This window comes from Streptomyces sp. NPDC051020 (genome assembly GCF_040683105.1).
Classification (GTDB): domain Bacteria; phylum Actinomycetota; class Actinomycetes; order Streptomycetales; family Streptomycetaceae; genus Streptomyces.
The window spans coordinates 60,312-79,487 of the sequence record NZ_JBFBCG010000001.1 but is presented as its reverse complement, the minus strand read 5'-3'; the positions used below and the strand labels follow the sequence as shown (position 1 = coordinate 79,487).

The window sequence follows — 19,176 nt, the reverse complement described above, 5'->3', positions numbered from 1 at the left end:
GCTATACGCTTCAAAATGGCGCCAAAATTGGGCATTCTTCGCATGTGGTGACCATGGACGTACGGCCTCAGCTCATCGACGCACTTTCCGCCCTGCGCGACCGTGTCGCCGCCGTGCGTCTCCCACTCCCGCTCCCCGGGGTGACACGTGCCCGGCAGACCAGGGTCGAGCTGCTCGCACAGCTCGACGACTACCTGCTTCCCCGGCTCAAGGATCCCGAAGCGCCCGTGCTCGCGGTCATCGGCGGATCCACCGGCGCCGGGAAGTCGACGCTCGTCAATTCGCTCGTGGGGCGGCGGGTCAGTGAGGCCGGGGTGCTGAGGCCGACCACCCGGATCCCCGTCCTTGTCTGCCATCCGGATGACCATCACTGGTTCGCCGGGGGCAGGGTGCTGCCGCAGCTGACCCGGGTCTGGCTGCCGCCGGGGGAGTCCATGGACCCCGGCCTCTGCGACGAGCTCGACGGGCTCGACGACGGTACGGAGGAGGACGGGACCACACTGCGGGTCGAGACCGCCGCGAGTCTGCCCCGTGGGCTCGCGCTGCTCGACGCCCCCGACATCGACTCGCTCGTCGTACGGAACCGGGTGCTGGCCGCCGAACTCATCTGTGCCGCCGACGTCTGGGTCATGGTGACCACCGCCTCCCGGTACGCCGACGCGGTGCCGTGGCATCTGCTGCGCACCGCGAAGGAGTACGACGCCTCGCTCGTCACCGTGCTCGACCGGGTACCGCACCAGGTGATCGGCGAGGTCTCGCGGCAGTACGGGGCGCTCCTCACCAAGGCGGGACTCGGTGAGGTGCCGCGGTTCACCATCCCGGAACTGCCCGAGTCGGCGGGCGGCGGCAGCGGGCTGCTGCCCACCACCGCGGTTGCCCCGCTGCGCGCCTGGCTCAGCCACCGCGTACACGATCCGGCGGCCCGTCAGCAGGCGGTGGGGCGTACGGCGGCCGGGGTCATCGATTCGATGGACGTGCGGATGCCGGAGCTGGCCGGCGCCGTCGCCGCACAGCACGCCGCGGCCGTGCGGCTCACCGGTGTGGTCGAGGACGCCTACCAGAAGGAGAGTGCACGGGTCCGGCGGCGGGTGGAGAACGGTGGCGTGCTCTCCGGGGACGCCCGTACCCGATGGCGCGGATACCCGCACTACAGCACGTCAGAGGAACTCCTCGAAGCGCTGGTGGACAGCCTCGCCGCGCTACTGCAGTGCGCTGTGGCTGCCGCAGACGAGCAGATCCGTACCGCCTGGCAGCGCGAACCCGCAGCCGGTGTGTTCGGGTTCGGGAACTCGGGCCGGGAAGCCGGGGGATGGGGGGCCGCCGAGGACGTCCGGGGCCGGATCGCCATGGCCGTACGGCGGTGGCGGCGGGTCCTGGAGGAGTTGGCCGACGAAGAGGTGCGCCGACTGGAACGCAGCGCCGCACCCGACGCCGAGACGGTGGCCGCGCTGCTGGCCGCCGCGCTGCTCGGCGGCCGTCGCGCCCGCAGCGCCGGGGAGCAGCTTGCCGAACGTATCGGAGCCCAGGGCGCGCTGCGGCTGCGCGACAAGGGCGGGGCCCTGCTGACCAACTGTCTCGACCGGGTGCTGGGCAGCGAGCGCGACCGGCGGCTGGCGCCGCTCGACGCGCTCGACGTGGCCCCGGAGCCGCAGGCCGAACTGATTGCCGCGCTGTCCGTACTGCAGAAGGAGAGGGGGCAGCATTGACTGCCGTTACTGACCAGGATCACGGCCAGGAACAGGGCGAGGCCGGTGGTGTCGTCGTATGCCAGGGCCGGCACGCCCCCGCGTCCGAGGGCCGGTGGGACGACGGGCTCATCGCCCGGCGCGCGGCGGCCCTCGCCATGGTCCCCGAGGATCCCGCGTCCGAGGCCGCCCCCGACGACGTACGTCCTCAGGTCGAGGCGTACGTACCCTCCGGCGGCCCGCTCCGGCCGCGGCTCGACGCGCTGCGCGAACTCGTCGGGCTGTCCCGGGCCCGCCTCGACGGGACCACGCTCGCCGAGGCGGGGCGCGTACTCGACGAGGCAGCCGCACGACAGCGGCTCTCCTCACGGCACACCGTCGTCGCCATCGCCGGGGCGTCCGGCAGCGGCAAATCGACGCTCTTCAACTCCCTGGCGGGCGCACAGATCTCCGAGACCGGGCTGTGTCGGCCGACCACCGCCGCGCCCCTCGCGTGCTCCTGGACCGACGGCGCCGCCGGACTGCTGGACCGGCTGGCCATCCCGGGACGCCTCAGGCGCAGGCCGCAGCAGGGCGGTACGGAGGCGGACGAGGCGCTCCAGGGGCTTGTCCTCGTCGATCTGCCCGACCACGACTCGGCAGCGGCCGGGCACCGCGAGCAGGTCGACCGGGTGCTGGCCCTGGTCGACGCGGTGATCTGGGTCGTCGATCCCGAGAAGTACGCGGACGCCGCCCTGCACGAGTGCTATCTGCGACCGCTGGCCGGCCACGCGGAGGTCACGTTCGTCGTCCTCAACCAGGTGGACCGGCTGTCCGGTGACTCCGCCGACCAGGTCCTCGACGACCTGCGCAGGCTCCTCGACGAGGACGGCATGGCGCTCGGCGAACACGGCGAACCGGGCGCCACCGTCCTGTCGCTGTCCGCGCTCACCGGCGAAGGCGTCGGTGAACTGCGCGAGCTGCTCGGCCGGTTCGTGCAGGAGCGCACGGCAGCGGCGCGCCGGCTCTCGGCCGATATGGACGCCGCGGCGGCGAAGCTGCGGCCGGTGTACGTCGCCGAGGGGCGGCCGGGACTCGGGGAACGGGCCCGCGAGGAGTTCGCCGACCGGCTGGGGGAGGCGGTGGGCGCGGCCGCGGCCGGTCAGGCCGCCGAACGTGAGTGGCGCAGGAACGCCGGACGCGCCTGCGGGACGCCGTGGCTGCGGCTGTGGCGGTGGTACGAGTCCACCCGGCGGCCGGGAAGTCCGGACCGGGCGGCGGCCATGCCGGCGCCCGCGGAGGAACAGCTGACCGCCCGGCAACGCGTCGAGCAGGCGGTACGGACGGTGGCGGACGCCGCCGCGGACGGGCTGCCGGGTCCCTGGGCGCAGGCGGTCCGCGAGGCCGCGGTGCAGGGGGCGACGGGGCTGCCGGAGGCGCTGGACGAGCTGGCCGGGAAGGCCGGAACGGTGGGGCACGGGCGGGCCAGGGGCGCGGGCGACGACGCGGGGCGCGGTACCGCGGCCGCCGTCGGCGGTGGGGGCGTGATGGCCACCGGTGTGGCCGGCGCATCGGGTGCGGCGCACAGCGGGCGGGTGGGTGGCAAGCCGCCGAGGCCCGCGTGGTGGCCCGCCGCCGTGCTGGCGCAGGCGTCCATGACGCTGTTGCAGATCTTCGGCGGGCTCTGGCTGGTCGGCCAGATCATCGGCGTGATCGAACCGGGACTGCTCACGCCCGCGCTGGTGATGCTGGCGGGCGTGATCGGCGGTCCACTGGTCGAGTGGTCGTGTGCGGCGGCAGCCCGGGGGCCCGCCCGGCGGTACGGGCAGGAGGCCGAGCGGTGCCTGCGCGAGGCGGCGGCGGCCGTCGGCCGGGCGAAGGTGCTCGATCCGGTGGCGGCCGAACTGGTGCGGTACCGGGAGGTGCGTGAGCGGTACGTGGCGGTGACGGAGTTTTCCACAACCGGCCGGTAGTCCACAGTCCTCAGCAGGATCCCCGCCTCCCCTTCAGCATGAGATCAGTGACCGCGCGGCAGCGGTCACGGAGCCGAAGGGGAGGCGGAGGCATGAACGAGACCGTGGTGACGCTGGTGGGAAATGCGGCGACCGGGGTGGAATTCCGGGAGACCGCGACCGGGGGAATGGCGCGATTCCGGTTCGCCGTGACGGCCCGCCGATGGGACCGGGAGAAACAGCTCTGGACGGACGGGCACACCAGCTTCTACACCGTGTGGGCGTGGCGCACACTGGCGGCGAATCTCGCGGGCTCGGTATCCGTCGGAGAACCGCTGCTCGTGCACGGCCGGTTGAAGGTGCGTGAGGAGGAACGGGACGGACAGCGCCGGACGTTCGTGGACATCGAGGCGGTGGCGGTCGGACACGATCTGACGCGGGGGACGTCGGCGTTCCGGCGGGTGCTGCGGGGTGACCCGACGCTGACGGCACGACCGGGCAGGAGGGACGGGCGGGACGGGGCGGGAGATGTGCGAGGAAGGGGGGAGGCTGCCGAGCAGGGGCGACGGCGGGCGGCAGTCGAATCGGGGGAGACGACGGGGACGCCGGCGCAGACGCCGGTGGGGATGATGATGCGTCAAGAGCCGATCCCTGAGCTGGCGTCGGCGCCGTGACGCCGTTCGGGGCGGGGGGATCGGGGGCGGCGGCGGGCGGTAAACAGGTCGGCGATAACGATTCTGATTCGGAATGGTTGTACGACGGTATGACGGGGGACTGTGCTTTGTCGCTTCCTTAGGATTCCCCAGTACTCACGGGGTACTTGAGTCGACTGGCGGGGCAATCCCCACACGCGCATCAGGCGCGGAAGGCCTCGCCCAGAGGGGACATCTGTGTTTTTTGCTTCTTCAGCGACCTTTTCATCGTCCAATGCGGGGGCGAATCCGCCACGGGGCCGGGGCATTGCCCGGCTGGCCGCATCGGTGGTGGCATCCGGACTCGTCATAGCCGGGGCCCTCGTCGGCGCGGGCACTGCGACCGCCGACGAGGCGCCGCAGCACCAGGGTGGAGCCAGCGCGGTGCTGGACGGGTTGAAGACCTACGACCGGGCCGTGCTCACCACGGACGGGAAGAAGCAGGAACTGCCCGCCGGGCTCTTCGAGATGACCGTCGACGGCGGCGGCAAGCTCAAGACGTACTGCATCGACATCCATAACCCCACCCAGGACCAGGCGAAGTACCTGGAGACTCCCTGGAACCAGACGTCGCTCGGCGCCAACAAGAACGCGGGCCGGATCCGCTGGATCCTGGAGCACTCCTACCCGCAGATCGATGACCTCGCGGCGCTCGCCGACAAGGCCGGCACCGGGCCGCTCACCGAGCGGACCGCGGCGGCGGGCACCCAGGTCGCCATCTGGCGCTACTCGGACGACGCCGATGTCGAGGCCGCCGACAAGCAGGCCGAGAAGCTCGCCGACTGGCTTGAGAAGCAGGCCCAGGACGTCGCCGAGCCGAAGGCGTCCCTCGCCCTGGACCCGGCCGCGGTCTCCGGCCGGTCCGGTGAGCGGCTCGGGCCGGTCACCGTCCGCACCAACGCCGGCCAGGTCTCGGTGACCCCGCCCGCCGACTCGGCCAGCGGCGTCAAGGTCACCGACAAGAGCGGCAAGCCCGTCACCGCCGCCGCCAACGGCGCCGAGCTCTACTTCGACGTCCCGGCGGGCGCCGCCGACGGCACCGCCTCGCTGACCGTCCAGGCCACCACCTCGGTGCCGGTCGGCCGGGCCTTCGCCGGAGTGACCAAGAGCCAGACGCAGATCCTGGCCGGCTCCAGCGAGTCCACGGTCTCCGCGACCGCCACCGCGACCTGGGCCAAGAAGGGCGCGATCCCCGCGGTCACCGCGAAGAAGAACTGCGCCAAGGGTGGTGTGGACGTCACCGCGAGCAACGAGGGCGACGAGGCATTCACCTTCGAGCTGGCCGGCATCAAGCACACCGTCGAGGCCGGCGCGTCGCAGACGGTGACCCTCCCGGTCGCCGAGGACCAGGCGTACGACTTCACGATCACCGGTCCCGGCGGGTTCACCGAGACGTTCAAGGGCGTCCTGGACTGCAAGACCAGCGGCAGCTCCACCGGCGGCCCCGACACCCAGACCCTCGCCCAGCCCTCCCCGGCCACGGCCGGCGGCAGCTCGGCCGGTACCGGGGGCGACCTCGCCGAGACCGGTGGCTCGAGCGCCACCCCGGTCATCGCGGGCATCGCCATCGCCCTGGTCGTCGTCGGCGGCGGCGCGGTCTTCCTCCTCCGCAAGCGGGAGACGCAGACCACCGCGGAGTAAACAAAGAGTGACGCATCGGGGCCACATCGTCACGATGCGCTGATGACAGCCCCGGTACGCCCACGTGTACCGGGGCTGTCGCGTACCGGAAGGCGCCGATGGGGCGTACCGTCGGCCGGACGGGTTTCCCCCGCAGGGTGGACGTCAGGCAAGATGGGGTGTATCTGCCCACACATCGATAGCCGGACGGTTTCTCTTGGCTGAGTACATCTACACCATGCGCAAGACGCGCAAAGCGCACGGCGACAAGGTGATCCTCGATGACGTCACCCTGAACTTCCTGCCCGGCGCGAAGATCGGTGTCGTGGGCCCCAACGGTGCCGGTAAGTCCACGGTGCTGAAGATCATGGCGGGCCTGGAGCAGCCGTCCAACGGTGACGCGTTCCTGTCGCCCGGGTTCAGCGTCGGCATCCTCATGCAGGAGCCACTGCTCGACGAGTCGAAGACCGTGCTGGAGAACGTCCAGGACGGCGCCGCCGAGATCATGGGCAAGCTCACGCGCTTCAACGAGGTCGCCGAGCTCATGGCGACGGACTACTCGGACGCGCTGATGGAGGAAATGGGCAAGCTCCAGGAGGACCTGGACCACGCCAACGCGTGGGACCTGGACGCCCAGCTGGAGCAGGCCATGGACGCCCTGGGCTGCCCGCCCGGCGACTGGCCGGTCGTCAACCTCTCCGGTGGCGAGAAGCGCCGCGTCGCGCTCTGCAAGCTGCTGATCGAGGCCCCGGACCTGCTCCTCCTCGACGAGCCCACCAACCACCTCGACGCCGAGTCGGTGAACTGGCTGGAGCAGCACCTCTCGAAGTACACGGGCGCCGTCGTCGCCGTCACGCACGACCGCTACTTCCTGAACAACGTCGCCGAGTGGATCCTCGAGCTGGACCGTGGCCGCGCGCTCCCGTACGAGGGCAACTACTCCACGTACCTCGACAAGAAGGCCACCCGCCTCAAGGTCGAGGGCCGCAAGGACGAGAAGCGCGCCAAGCGGCTCAAGGAAGAGCTGGAGTGGGTCCGCTCCAACGCCAAGGGCCGGCAGACCAAGTCCAAGGCGCGTCTCGCCCGGTACGAGGAGATGGCGGCCGAGGCGGACAAGATGCGGAAGCTGGACTTCGAGGAGATCCAGATTCCGCCGGGCCCGCGGCTCGGTTCCATCGTCGTCGAGGTCGAGAACCTCTCGAAGGCCTTCGGCGACAAGGTCCTCATCGACGACCTGTCGTTCACGCTGCCGCGCAACGGCATCGTCGGCGTCATCGGTCCGAACGGCGCGGGCAAGACCACGCTGTTCAAGATGCTCCAGGGCCTGGAGACGCCGGACTCCGGTGGCATCAAGGTCGGCGAGACCGTCAAGATCTCCTACGTCGACCAGAGCCGCGCCAACATCGACCCCAAGAAGACCCTCTGGGCGGTCGTGTCGGACGAGCTCGACTACATCAACGTCGGCCAGGTCGAGATGCCGTCGCGGGCGTACGTCTCCGCGTTCGGCTTCAAGGGCCCGGACCAGCAGAAGCCGGCCGGCGTGCTCTCCGGTGGTGAGCGCAACCGCCTCAACCTGGCGCTGACGCTCAAGGAGGGCGGCAACCTGCTGCTCCTCGACGAGCCCACCAACGACCTCGACGTCGAGACCCTGTCCTCGCTCGAGAACGCACTCCTGGAGTTCCCGGGTGCGGCCGTGGTCATCTCCCACGACCGCTGGTTCCTGGACCGCGTCGCCACGCACATCCTGGCGTACGAGGGCGACTCCAAGTGGTACTGGTTCGAGGGCAACTTCGAGTCGTACGAGAAGAACAAGGTCGACCGCCTCGGTGCGGACGCGGCCCGCCCGCACCGCGCCACGTACAAGAAGCTCACGCGAGGCTGATCGTCTTGGCTCGTCACATCTACAGCTGCCCGCTGCGCTGGTCGGACATGGATGCCTTCGGCCACGTCAACAACGTGGTCTTCCTCCGGTACCTGGAGGAGGCGCGCATCGACTTCATGTTCCGGCTGGCGCCGGGGGACGGCTCGCCGTCCTTCGCCGGCGGGTCCGTCGTGGCCCGGCACGAGATCGACTACGTGCGCCCGCTGGTCCACCGGCACGCGCCGGTGACCGTCGAGTCCTGGGTCACGAAAATAGGTGCCGCGTCCCTGACGATCTCGTACGAGATCAAGGACCCGGACCAGGTGTATGTACGGGCCTCGACCGTCGTCGTGCCGTACGACCTGGCAGAGGAGCGACCCCGGCGGATCTCCGCGGAGGAGAAGCTCTTCCTCCAGGAGTACCTGGCCGAGGAGCCCGCCGCCGTATGACGGTGTCCGTGCAGTCGCTGCACTTCGCGGACGCGAGGGAGGCGGCGGATCTCGCCGCCTTCCTCGGCCGCCTGTTGCACTACGACCGGGCGGCCGCCGTCCGGTTGCAGGCGGGCGGCGGCGCACTGGCCGTGTTCGGCAGGCCGCCGTCGTTCGAGGTCCTCGCGATCCGGACGGCGCGGCTGGCCGGCCCGATGGACTTCGACATCACCGTGTCCGCCGGTGAACTCCTCGAGTCGCTCGACGTCGAGACGGGTGATTCCCGTGGCGGGCTGCCCGCGCCCGTCACCGGGCCCCCGTGGACGGGGATGCTCCCGCCGCGCACCGGCTGGCAGGAACGGCCCGGACTGCCCGACCCCGTCTCCCTGCGCACCGCCGTCACCGCCGCGGTGGCGGAGTTCCGCTCCCGCGACGAGGCGCTGCCCGAGGGCCGGCGTACGAGGGCGGAGCGGGACCTGATCGGCCGCGAGATCTGGTCGCGCACGGTCGGCGGAACCCCGCTTCCACTGCGGGCCGTCCACGCCGCCCAGTCCCTCGGCTTCCTCCGCCCGGCGCCGGACTTCCCGGTCGCGCTGCTCGCGGCCGGGACCTGGCTGCGGCTGCGTACCCCGTTCGGCTCGATCGCCGTGCGCGGCGCGGGCAGCGGACTCGGCAACCTCGCGGTGACGGTGGGCGCGAGCTGAGCACCGGCGGGCCGATGCATCGGCCCAGTCGGCCGGTGCCGCACCGGGCCGAAGCCCCCTGGGGCCAGCACCAGTAACTCCGGTTACGGGTGCGGCTGGTCGTCCGGCCACACCCCGATGTGGTCCTGCTCCAGTTCCAGCATCACGCGGTGCTCCATCCCGAGCGTCTCGGTGTACTCGGCGGGCAGCTGCAGCCGCCCTGCGCGGTCGAGCATCGCGTACTCGCGGGCCACCTGGGATTCCTGCCCCGTTGCCGCGTCCACCTCCGTACGGCGCAGCACCTCGGACGACGTACGGCCGTCGCGGATGGCGACCGTACGGCGGACCTCGCTCGCCACCGCCTGGTCGTGGGTGACGATCACGATGGTGGTCCCCAGCTCCTCGTTGGCCCGGCGGAACGCGGCGAAAACCTGCTCGCCCGTCGCCGAGTCCAGCTCGCCGGTCGGTTCGTCGGCGAGCAGCACCGAGGGGTTGTTGGCGAGCGCGACCGCGATCGCCACCCGCTGCTGCTGGCCGCCGGACATCTGCGGGGGCCGCCGGTCGCGACAGTCCCCGACCTCCAGCATCTGCAGCAGCGACTCGGCGCGCGCCGCGCGTTCGCCCTTCGGGCCGCGGCCGCGCAGCTGCATGGGCAGCGTGACGTTCTGGACGGCGGTGAGGTACGGGAGCAGATTACGGCCGGTCTGCTGCCAGACGAACCCGACGACGTCCCGGCGGTAGCGGAGCCGTTCCTTCGGGCCCATCGACAGCAGATCGCAGCCCCCGACCTTCGCCGACCCGGCCGTCGGCACGTCGAGGCCCGCCAGAATGTTCATCAGGGTCGACTTGCCGCTGCCGGACGCCCCGACGAGTGCCATCAACTCGCTCTTGGTGACCAGCAGATCGAGCCCCTGGAGGGCCTGCACCTCCACCCCGTCCGCACTGAAGATGCGGACCAGCCGATCGCAGGCGATCAGCGCGTCGTGCCCGTATGAGGGCCGTTCGCGGCGTGCGGCGGCCCGCCGTTCGAGCTCCGTCAGCGTGCTCTCGGTCGTCGACGTCATCGGGTGTCTCCTGCCCTGAGTTCGGTGATCGATCCACGGCGCCCGGCCCACCAGGCCTGCACGGCTGCCACGGCGGCGGCGAGTGCGACCACGCCGAGCGCCGGGAGCGCCAGCGACCACGGGTCGGCGCGCAGCTGAGCGGTGTCGAGTGCGTCGGATCCGGGCCCGCTGGACAGCGCCAGCTGTACGAGGTCGACGCCGGGTGCCAGAAGGGCGATCGTCGCCCAGCCGACGAGAAGACCGCCGGCGGCGGCCAGCAGTGCCTGCGGCGTCGCCTCCAGGCCGAGGAGCCGTCGGCCCTGCCGACGGGTGAGGCCCATGGTCCGCAGCCGGGCCAGCAGCGCGGTGCGTTCCGGTGCGGCCTGCAGCAGCGACAGCAGCACGGCGAGCAGTGCGTAGCCCGCGCCGGCCGCGATTGCCGCCGCGTAGATCCGCTCGGCGCCCGACTGCATGGGGGTGTCGACGAACGCCGCGCGCTCCTCGGACCGTAGCTGCACGGAGAACTTCGAGCCCGCCCGGTGCGCGGCCGCGCGCAGCGCCTTCGCGTCCGGGGAGTCGCCGGTGACCAGCAGGGTGGTGGTCTGCCGGTTGGTGAGGGACGCGGCGTCGACGATCAGGAAGTCGGCGGTGTCGACGGCCGGCGTACGCGCCACGGTTCCGACGACCCGCACCTTGAAGTCCCCGGCCTGCGCGGTGACGGAGCGCGGCTGTGTGCCGAGCCGCTTGGCCACAGCCGGCGAGGCCAGGACGGGCAGCACCCGGTCCTTCGACGGCGGCGTGCCCTTCCCGGGCGCCGCTCCGGTGGCCTTCAGCCGGTCCGCGGGGAACGGTCCGAGACCGGTCGCGCGGGCCAGCCTGGCGTACGTCCCCGGATCGACGCCGACCAGCGCGGCCCTCGCGTCGATGCCGAGGTCGCTGGTCGTCAGCGCAACGCCGTACTCGATCTGGACCGGCGCCACTTCCCGTACGCCGCCCGCCTTCCGTACGTCCCGGACCAGCCGGTCCGGCAGCGGTACCGTATTGCCCTCGCCGCTGATCCGGGCGTCCGCACCGGTGGCCAGCACCGCCGCGTCGTCCCGGGCGTCGGCGACCGCAGCCAGCACCGAGCCGCCGAACGCCGTCGTCGTCAGCGCGACCAGCAGCGCCAGCAGGGCCGGTGCGCCGCTCGCCGATGCGCGCCCGGCACGGGCCAGTGAGAGGAAGCCGATCGCGCCGCGCAGCCGTGCGACGGAGCGGGAGGCGAGCCGCAGCGGCAGCGGGTACAGGCGGGCGAGGACCAGCGCCGCGATCAGCCCGACCAGCACGGGAGCGGCGCTGACCAGGAAGTCCGAACCACCGTCCGCCGCGGTACCGCGGCGGCGCAGCGCGGCGACCGCGCCGACGGCCAGGACCAGCAGGGTGAGTTCGCCAACCGTGCGCCGCCGAGATGGGCGGGCGGTCATCATGTCGTCGCGGGCGCCGTGCAGGAGCGGTCTGCGGTGACGGAGCGTCGTACTCAGTGGCAGGGCAACACAGACCAGGACGGCGACGGCTGCGGCCCCGATGACCGCGGGCCACAGCCGGGCCTGGCCGACGGCGGCAACGGCGAGCAGCAGACCGAGCGCCGCCGCGGGCACCGTCGTCACCGCGGTCTCGGCGAGCAGCCGTCCGCCGATGCCGCGCAGCGATCCGCCGCGCGAGCGCAGCAGAGCCAGTTCGCTGTGGCGGCGGGCGGCGAGCAGGCCGCCCGTCATCAGCAGGACGACGGCGGCGACGGCACCGATCCCGACGGCGGCGACCGTGACGACCTGGCTGATCGCCGAACGCATCGCGTCGTACTCGGTGAGGACCGTGTCCAGATCGGTCGTCAGTGTCGCCGGACCGGCCAGCGCACGCAGCTTCAGCAGCTCGGGGCCGCTCTCCAGAGAAGCCACCCGGGAACGCAGCCGGTCCACGTCGCCCGCGGTGAGCCGGTCGGCGTCCGGCGCGATCCGCCAGTACGGCGCGGGCACACCGGTCGTGGCGAGCAGCGCGGGCGCGGCGTCCGGCGGCAGCAGCAGGGCCGCTATCCAGTAGTGAGGGGGATCCGCGCCGGGCTTCGCGACCAGTGACGGGGTACGCAGCAGGCGCTCGAACGACCAGTAGGGGGCCTCCGGAAGCTTCGGGGCGACGATGCCGGTGATCCGTACGGTCAGCGGCCGCCCGTCCCGGGTCGGTACCGCGATCGTCGAACCCACCTTGAACCGCAGGGCCTTGGCGGTTGCTTCGGTGACCACGGCCTCGACCTCCGTGGCGGCCGTGGTGACCTCTCCGTGGACGGTGGGCCAGGCGCCGTCGCGCAGCGTGGCGTGGGCCGGCAGGGCCGACGGGGTCGCGTACGTCAGCTCGGGGTCGAGGCCGCTGGGCCGGGGCAGCCATTTCTCCCCGGCGGCGATCGGCTCCGTCGTGTGGATGCCGTACGAGGACTGGGAAGTGTCGGCGCGCACCGGTTCGGGCAGCCCGGCGAGGACCTTGCGGTGGATTGCGCCCAGCGCCTCCCCACGCACTGCGGCCTCGCGCTCCGCCTCCACCCCCGGGGCGGGCGGCGGAGCGGTCAGCTCCAGCACGCTGCGCCAGGGGTCCTCCACGGCCACCTCGTGGCGCAGCCCTTTGGTCTCATACACGTCGACGGCCCGCGGGAACGCGGCGGCGAGGAACGCGGTGAGCAGCACCAGCAACCCGAGCGCGCAGGCGGCCCCGGGCGCGGTACGCAGCCGGGTGCGGACCCACGGGGCACAGGCACCGGCCCGGGCGATGGCTGCGGAACGACCGCTGTCGGAACGCGGACTCATGTCAGTTGTCCCCCTGGTGGCGCACCGAAATCGCCGGGTCGGCGCGGCGCAGGGCGAGCGCTGCCACGATCAGCAGCGGCAGCGCGGCGACGCCCGCCAGCAGCGCGGCGACCTGCCCGGCCGGCAGCTGCACCAGCACGGGCGGCACCGGCTGGGCGGCCTGCCCGGTCAGCACGATGAGTGGCACGACGGCCCTGGTCAGTACGGTCCCGAGCGCGAACCCGACCAGCAGCGAGATGGCGATCAGCACGCCCTGCTCGGCGGCGAGCATCCGGGCCAGCCCGCGGCGCGGCGCACCCAGCGCCCGCAGCAGGGCGAATTCGGCGGACCGTTCGCGCTGCGATCCGACGGCGCTCACCGCGAAGCCGGCCGCTGCCAGCGCGGCGGCGACGACCGCCACCGCGAGCAGCGCGGACTGCGGCCCGAGGCCAAGCGGGTCGCCCAGCAGATCCTGGGCCACCTCGTCGCGGACCAGGACCTGCGCCGGGTCGGTGTCGGGCTGTTCACGGAGCGCGGCGGCGGCCTTCCCGGCCTGGCCGGGGTCGGTGCTCAGCCACCATTCGGTGGCGGTGAGGACCGCGTTCGGGCGGTCCGCGAGGACCTGGCCGAGGGCCTTGAGGTCGAGCAGCAGCGCGCCGCCGTCCCGGAGCCGGTACGCCTCGGCGGCAGCGGCGGTGGTGGTGGCGCCGGGCCCGGTGGTGGGCAGCTGACGGACCGACCGCACGATCTTCACCCGGACCGTTTCGCCGGCCAGCGTGACATCGACGTCCTGGCCCACCTTCGCCCCGGCCGCCTTCAGATAGGTGTCGGTGGCGACCGCGCGGAGTGCCGGGGCCTCGGCGCGGGCCGCGACGACCCGCACGGTGAGGAACGGCACCCCCCTGTACACCACCTCCTCGGCCGGAACGGACCCGGTGTCGTATCCGACCGTCAGCGGGTTCTGGTCGGACGCGGCCGCGTCGACGGAGCCACGCGGCTCCGTCTCGTTGAGGAAGCTGGCGCCCCGCCAGCCGAATCCGGCGGGGACGGGGACCGGCTGCTCGGTGCCGTCCGTGGTCACGGTCCGCAGCCGGCTCACGGCGACCCGGTGCGTCTCGTCCCGGTCTATGGGCTGGCTGTCGTTCAGCTGGAACCCGGTCACGGCGAACTCACCGGCGGCCGCCACCGCGAGTGACTGGGGGTGCGCCCGGCCGTCGGCCGGTACGGATCCGAGGAAAACCCGGTACGGAACGCCGTAACGGTCCTCCAGTTCCACGGTGACCTGCGGGGCCATGCCGGACGGCGACGCCCGGTGCGGCGCCGAGGCCACGGTGATCCGCAGGTCGAACCGGATCTCCCTGCTGCCCTTCGGCAGCAGCAGCCCGGCCCGCGCGCTCTTCGGCGGTGCGATCGAGCCGAACAGCCCGTCCGCCGGCCCGTCGGTGAGATCGCCGCGCATCAGCATTCGCTCGTCGGCGTGCGCGGTGTCCAGGGCGACCACGTCGGCCGTGCGGTCGCCGGACAGATCCACCGTCGTACGGAAGGCGGGCGCCGCCTCCCGTACCCCCGGCAGCTCTGCGTATGTGCCCGCCTTCGTCGGATCGCCGTTGACGCCGCCCATCATGCGTACCGACGCACCGGTCCTGAAGTCGGCCTGGTCGCCCTGCGAACGGTCCCAGGACGCGCTCTGCCCGATCGCCAGCATGCCCATCGCGGCAGAAAGGACCAGCAGCAGCACCGGTCCGGCACCGCGCAGTGGACGGCGGCTGAGCTGCCAGCCGGCCAGTGCGGTGGACAGCCCCCGGCCGCCCGCCGCACGACGTTCCGCCAGCCTGGCCACGGGCGGCAGCAGCCGCAGCGTCAGGACGGTGCCCGCGAGCAGCAGCAGCGCGGGCGCGGCGACGAGCAGCGGATCGAGTCCGAGACCGCCCTCCCGGTCACCATTGAGCGCACCGCTGCCGGTCTGCCGGTCGAGCTGCCAGTAGGCCACCGCCGCGATCAGCAGCAGCCCGATGTCGGCGCCCGCGCGCACCGGTCCGGGCAGCGCGGCGGCCCGGCTGCGGCTGCGCACCCCCGCGCTGGCGGCCAGCGCGGGCGCGACGACGGCCAGCGCACAGGCCAGCGCGACGGCGGCGGCCACCAGCCACACGGTGCCGGTCGCGCCGCCGTCGAGCCGCAGCCCGATCCGGGTCAGCTCACTGCGGTCCGCAAGGAGCCGGGTCAGCGGCCCGGCCAGCAGTGGGGCGATGACGGCGGCCGGCAGCGCGAGCAGGAGTGCCTCGATCGCGGCGAGCGAGGTGATCCGGCCGCGCGAACCACCGCGGGCCCGCAGCAGTTCCGTCTCCCCGCCGCGCTCACTGCTCAGCAGCCGGGCCACGAGCAGCAGCGCGTAACCGGCGAGCAGCACCAGTTGCACGGCGACGATCATCAGGGTCGAGCGGGAGACCAGGAGCGCCCGGTCGATCTGGTCGAGGACGGTGGGCAGCGAGGTCTGCGCGGTGGCCCCGCCCTTGAACGCAGGGGCTGCGAGGAGTGCCTTCGGACCCTTGGTCGCTGTGGTGCGCAGCGTGTCGATGCGGTCCGTGGTGACGGTTCGGAAGTCGGCTGAGGCCACCCATGACATCCCGCCGGGGCTGATCCGCCCGGAGGCGAGCACGGCGGGATCGGTGAGCAGCGGACCGTACGTGGTGAAGGAGACCTTGCGGACGCCGCGCCCGCCGAGTTCGTCCAACTGCCAGTACGGGTCGGCCTGGTCGGCCGCTTTGTAGAGGCCGGTGATCAGGACCGGCTGCCTGGTGCCGTCGGCGAGCCGACTGGTGAGCGTGAGTCGTGCGCCGGGCTTCAGCTTCAGGACATCGGCGACGGCGGAGGGCAGGGCCACCTCGACGGGGCCGCCGCTCTTCCCACTCCCGGCGCTGGGCATGCGGCCTGCGGTGAGACGGACGCGGCTGGGGTCGAGCGAGGCGAACCGGGTGAGATCGGGGTTGCCGCGCCGGGCTTCCGGAGCCTGCAGGCTGCGCGGCAGCGCGTACGCCCCCGAGGCCTCCAGCTTCCGTACGGTCACCGGCAGGCCGTCGAACGTCTCCCGGGCGGCCTTGCGCGCGGCCTGGTCGGCCGCTCCCTGCTGCTCGCGCGCCACCTGCGCGAAGACGACGAGCGACGCGGACGCGGCGGAGCGGTGGGTGAGCGTGTGGCGCAGGGCCGCGTCGCCGATGGAGCCGGAGAAGGCGGTGAGCGCCGCCAGTACCGATGTGGTGAGCAGGACGGCCAGGACGGCTGCGGTAAGAAGGAGCCGATGCGCCCTCACCCGCAGAAAGACGAACCCCGTCACCTGGCCCCCTCGACATGGTTACCCCGCACGCCCCCCGACGCTCCCCGGATGCTTTCAGAGCGCACCCCCTGCTGGAAACCGCTTACGCACACACCTTGATGGGATCGTGACCGTTATCCGACGGCGGAGCACCGCATTCCGCACAGTCCATGCGTGTGTGGGGGATAAGGGGACGGGGCTGCGCCGTCAGCCCTCGGTGTTCACCATCGAGGCGGCGGCGTACGTGAGGTAGTCCCAGAGCTGCCGCTCGTGCGCCGGGGACAGCCCGAGTTCGTCGAGAGCCTCCCGCATCCGGCCCAGCCAGGCATCGTGCGCGGCCCGGTCCACCCGGAACGGGACGTGCCGCATCCGCAGCCGGGGGTGACCGCGCTGCTCGCTGTACGTCCGGGGGCCACCCCAGTACTGGATCAGGAACAGGGCGAACCGCTCCTCGGCCGGCCCCAGGTCCTCCTCCGGATACATCGGCCGCAGCAACGGGTCCTCGGCTACCCCCTGGTAAAAGCGGTGTACCAGGCGCCGGAAGGTCTCCTCGCCGCCGACCTGCTCGTAGAAGGTCTGCTCCTGAAGCGTGTCGTGCGGATTCTCTGTCACCCGTCCATGGTCGCAGACGCACCGGCCGAGGACCCGGGTCCTAGGACCCGGACCCGGCAGACCCGGACGGCTCAGTCTCCCCGGGGGCACTCACCTGTGCCGGTACCGCCGGGAGAGCAGCCCGCCGGCGAACGCCGCCGCACCACCGCCCACCACGACCGCACAGGCCGTCGGCGCACCCGTTCCCCACCGGGCGAGCCGCACAGGGAACCGCAACCCCGAGGTCCGGCCCGCCGTCCGCCTCGTCGCTTCCGGGGGGCGCGAGCGGGAGAGTGGAGGTATGGGCCCACATCTGGATCAGTTCGCGGAGGCCGGCGCCGAGGCCCGGTGGGCGATGGCGCGGGGGATCGCCGAGGGCGGGGCGCTGGAGGACCCCGCCTGGCGTGCCGCGTTCGAGACGGTGCCCCGCCATCTGTTCGTGCCGTACTACTACGTGACCGGGACCAGCGGGCCCGAACGGCTCTGGTGCGAGGACCCCGACCCGGCCCGGCAGGCCCAGTGGCTGCACGGCGCGTACACCGACGGGGCGCTGGCCACCCGGATCAGGGACGGCGAACTCGTCTCGTCGAGCAGTCAGCCGTCGCTGATGGCCCGGATGCTGGAAGAGCTCGACATACGGGACGGCCACACCGTTCTGGAGATCGGCGCGGGCACCGGCTACAACGCCGCGCTGCTCGCCCACCGCCTCGGCGACGACGCGGTGACCACGATGGACCTCGACCCGGAGATCACGGAGTCGGCCCGCAACCATCTGTCGGCGGCGGGCTATCACCCGGCGGTGATCACCGGGGACGGGGCGCGGGGCTGCCCCGAGCGCGGCCCGTACGACCGGATCATCGTGACCTGCACCCTGCCGTCCGTACCGGAGGCATGGCTGGCGCAGTGCAGGCCTCAGGCGCGGATCCTGGCACCGTTCGCGACCGGTCTGATCCTGCTGCGGGTGCAAGCGTCATCGCACGGCCCGTATGCCGAGGGGCGGTTCCTGCACACCCCCGCGTACTTCGTGCCCCTGCGCGGGGTGGTGGTGCCGCCGGTGCGCCACCCGCACACCGGCGAAGTGCCGAGGCGGGTGGCGGAGAACGAGTTGTTCCGGTTCCTGCTGGCGCTGACCGGCACCACCCTCGACCCGCGTGAGGCCCTCTCCCTCTGGCAGCGCGAGAAGCGCCCCGAGCGGGAGAGGTTCGGCATCACCGTCCGCGACGGGCGGCAGTGGGCCTGGCTGGACGACCCCGAAGGGCCGTACGCCTGGCCACTGATCGCCGGCTGAGAAACCCGGTCAGTCGCGCTGGATGGTGATCGTCGTCCACGCCCCGACATGCACCTGGTCGCCGTCCTGGAGCGGTACGGGGACGTAGGGCTGGATCGGTTCCCCGGCGCCGTTCAGCGTGGTGCCGTTGGTGGAGTTCTGGTCGACCACGGCCCAGCTGCCGTCGGGCTGCTGCACCAGCACCGCGTGCTGGTGCGAGACGCCCGGATCCTCCGGCGGCACGGACAGATCGACGTCGGGGGACTCGCCGGTGCTGTGCCGGCGACGGCCGATGGTGACCTGGTTGCCGGTGAGCGGCAGGCGCTGCTCCGGGGAGTACGCGGGCAGGTTGAGCCCGGTCGCCTCGGGGCCGCTGCGCTGCATCATCGCCAGGAAGTACTCACGGTCCGGGGCGATGACCGCCGTCCAGCCCGCAGGCGCCTGGTTCTGGTCAGGCCCCTGATTCGGTCCTTGGCCGGGGCTCTGGCTCTGGAACGGCTGTTGTGTCGGCACCTGCTGCTGCGAGGGCGGTGGCAGCATCCAGTCGTCACCCGTGGCCTGCGGCTGCGGCGGCGCGGGCGGGGCAGGCTGTTCGAACGAGGGCGGCGCGCTCTGCTGCTGGAACGACGGCGGAGGCGGCGGGCCCTGCTGCTGGAAGGGCGGGGGCGGCGGGCCCTGCCGCTGGAACGGGTGCGGCGGCTGCTGCGGGCCCGGTGCCGGGGGCCCGGGGGTGAGCGGCTCGGCCGACCGGTTCACCTGCGAGGGCCGCGAGCTCTGGTACTCGTACGGATCGCGCTGCTGCGGCGGCGCGGGCGGCCCCTGCTGCGCCTGGAAGCCGGGCGGCAGGTTCAGACCGGGCACCGGACCGCCGGGGCGGGGCCCGCCAGGACCGCCGTGCTGCGGGGCCAGCGGGGTGTACGACGTCGCCGTGTTCGTGAGGAAGTTCCAGCGGCACTCCTCGCAGAACGGCGCCATCGCCTCACGCGGGGTGCGGCACTGCGGGCAGAGTTCTGCCTGCTGGGTGGCGCCGGAGCCGGGGCCCTGCGGGTGGCTGTATCCGGGCGCGGGCGGCGGTGGAGGCGGCGGGGGGACTGCACCCGCAGGCGCGCCGGCCCCGGCCATGCGATGGCCGCAGACCTCGCACCAGTCCTCGGAACCCGACTGGTGTCCGTTCGGGCAGGTCGGCATGTCGGCGCTTCCCCCTCTCCTCGTCCGGCCCCGGGGGCCGTCATGTCTCGTCGCTTCGCCACGCCGC

Annotated in this window: 13 protein-coding genes; 8 read left to right on the top strand and 5 right to left on the bottom strand. The window is 72.7% G+C overall.

Annotated elements, in window-relative coordinates; genetic code table 11:
- The first annotated feature begins 53 nt into the window (after positions 1-53).
- From AB0N06_RS00325 to AB0N06_RS00295, 7 genes are all read left to right on the top strand, one after another.
- On the top strand, positions 54-1,706 hold the full coding sequence (locus AB0N06_RS00325) for a dynamin family protein (RefSeq protein WP_366132534.1): 1,653 nt from the start codon (positions 54-56) through the stop codon (positions 1,704-1,706).
- Positions 1,703-3,637 carry a GTPase gene (locus AB0N06_RS00320; RefSeq protein ID WP_366132533.1) on the top strand — a complete coding sequence of 645 codons (1,935 nt, stop codon included), beginning with the start codon at positions 1,703-1,705 and terminating at the stop codon, positions 3,635-3,637. Before AB0N06_RS00325 ends, AB0N06_RS00320 begins: the two co-directional genes overlap by 4 nt.
- A gap of 92 nt (positions 3,638-3,729) precedes the next feature.
- Positions 3,730-4,290: a single-stranded DNA-binding protein gene (locus tag AB0N06_RS00315; RefSeq protein ID WP_366132532.1), complete on the top strand. Its 561-nt coding sequence runs from the start codon at positions 3,730-3,732 to the stop codon at positions 4,288-4,290.
- Between the two features lie 216 nt (positions 4,291-4,506).
- Positions 4,507-5,949 carry an LAETG motif-containing sortase-dependent surface protein gene (locus AB0N06_RS00310; protein WP_366132531.1) on the top strand — a complete coding sequence of 481 codons (1,443 nt, stop codon included), beginning with the start codon at positions 4,507-4,509 and terminating at the stop codon, positions 5,947-5,949.
- 196 nt (positions 5,950-6,145) lie between these two features.
- Positions 6,146-7,810 (top strand): energy-dependent translational throttle protein EttA, encoded by a 1,665-nt coding sequence (gene ettA, locus AB0N06_RS00305; protein ID WP_366132530.1) that lies wholly within the window; start codon positions 6,146-6,148, stop codon positions 7,808-7,810.
- A 5-nt stretch (positions 7,811-7,815) separates the two neighbouring features.
- Entirely contained in the window at positions 7,816-8,238 is a 423-nt protein-coding gene (locus tag AB0N06_RS00300; protein WP_366132529.1) for a thioesterase family protein, read from the top strand.
- Positions 8,235-8,921, top strand: a complete 687-nt coding sequence (locus AB0N06_RS00295) for a hypothetical protein (RefSeq protein WP_366132528.1) — start codon at positions 8,235-8,237, stop codon at positions 8,919-8,921. The genes AB0N06_RS00300 and AB0N06_RS00295 overlap by 4 nt, the downstream gene beginning before the upstream one ends.
- A gap of 83 nt (positions 8,922-9,004) precedes the next feature.
- On the opposite strand, the gene AB0N06_RS00290 is transcribed toward AB0N06_RS00295, so the two are convergent.
- From AB0N06_RS00290 to AB0N06_RS00275, 4 genes are all read right to left on the bottom strand, one after another.
- Positions 9,005-9,964, bottom strand: a complete 960-nt coding sequence (locus AB0N06_RS00290) for an ABC transporter ATP-binding protein (RefSeq protein WP_366132527.1) — start codon at positions 9,962-9,964, stop codon at positions 9,005-9,007.
- Positions 9,961-12,774 carry an FtsX-like permease family protein gene (locus AB0N06_RS00285; RefSeq protein WP_366132526.1) on the bottom strand — a complete coding sequence of 938 codons (2,814 nt, stop codon included), beginning with the start codon at positions 12,772-12,774 and terminating at the stop codon, positions 9,961-9,963. The genes AB0N06_RS00290 and AB0N06_RS00285 overlap by 4 nt, the downstream gene beginning before the upstream one ends.
- Before the next feature lies 1 nt (position 12,775).
- Complete coding sequence (locus AB0N06_RS00280) at positions 12,776-16,084, bottom strand: ABC transporter permease (RefSeq protein ID WP_366132525.1); 3,309 nt, start codon at positions 16,082-16,084, stop codon at positions 12,776-12,778.
- 186 nt (positions 16,085-16,270) lie between these two features.
- Positions 16,271-16,675: a globin gene (locus AB0N06_RS00275; protein ID WP_366132524.1), complete on the bottom strand. Its 405-nt coding sequence runs from the start codon at positions 16,673-16,675 to the stop codon at positions 16,271-16,273.
- 280 nt (positions 16,676-16,955) lie between these two features.
- Here AB0N06_RS00275 and AB0N06_RS00270 point away from each other — a divergent pair, with 280 nt between their 5' ends.
- Complete coding sequence (locus tag AB0N06_RS00270; protein ID WP_366132523.1) at positions 16,956-17,942, top strand: methyltransferase domain-containing protein; 987 nt, start codon at positions 16,956-16,958, stop codon at positions 17,940-17,942.
- Between the two features lie 9 nt (positions 17,943-17,951).
- On the opposite strand, the gene AB0N06_RS00265 is transcribed toward AB0N06_RS00270, so the two are convergent.
- Entirely contained in the window at positions 17,952-19,109 is a 1,158-nt protein-coding gene (locus AB0N06_RS00265) for an FHA domain-containing protein (RefSeq protein ID WP_366132522.1), read from the bottom strand.
- Positions 19,110-19,176 lie beyond the last annotated feature (67 nt).